Source organism: Mesorhizobium sp. P3_A9, from assembly GCF_056402975.1.
The window spans coordinates 1-806 of the sequence record NZ_JBFUGJ010000764.1 but is presented as its reverse complement, the minus strand read 5'-3'; the positions used below and the strand labels follow the sequence as shown (position 1 = coordinate 806).

1 protein-coding gene is annotated in these 806 nt (G+C 52.1%); it reads left to right on the top strand.

Annotation, left to right across the window (positions count from 1 at the left end; translation table 11 throughout):
* Positions 1-53: 53 nt before the first annotated feature.
* On the top strand, positions 54-806 hold a 753-nt coding region (locus AC1DX0_RS36615; RefSeq protein ID WP_477359481.1), incomplete at its 3' end, for a DUF2806 domain-containing protein.

Here is an 806-nt window from a genome sequence, read left to right as displayed (position 1 = left end):
TCGCTGCATTTGACAGGCTGGTGGGGAATGTTTTCGAACGATGGAATGTTCCGATGGAATCTAAGACCGCCGAGGCTAGAGCCGTGTCAGCGTCCCGCTTGAAAGTCATAGAGACAGTTACCAAGATCGGTATAGACCGCCTCAAGGGCGATCCAGAAGCTGCGAGCCGGGCTTTGGAGAATCACTTCGGCAAAGTATTTGAGCGTCAGGACAACAAGGATGCGGTAGTTGCTGCGGCTGTCGAGGACTTATCCCAGCAGCCGCCTACTGATGCAGAAGCCTCTTCCGGGCCGGAGGTGCTTCAAGATCCCTTTATGAATCGCTTTGAGCGATATGCGGAAGATGCAACTACCGACGATTTGCGCGAGAAATGGGGACGCGTATTGGCGTCTGAGATACGAAAGCCGGGGACATTCTCGGCCAAAGTTATGAGAGTGATCGATGAACTCGATCCGGCTACCGCCGCTCTTTTTGAGAGAGTGTGTGCCTTTCGAGTTCACGACTCCCTGCCAAAGAGCATTGTTGGTGCACTGGGTTTTAATGATTCAGTTAGCCTCACAGAAGCTGGGCTCATCATTGAGCCTGGGTTGGGGCAAATTAAGCTTTTTCTTGAGGGTGTAGACAGTTCTGGGGCCGAACTATGGATCGCATATCTCGGTAAATTTGGTCTGGCTTTTCCTAAGACCGAACCGGTCGAGTGGCGTGATCCGATTCTGATACAACACGAAGGAAGCCCTGCCTTCCCGGTCTACATCCTAACTGACGTAGGTGCTGCAATATCATCGATACTACCCGATACCGAACAC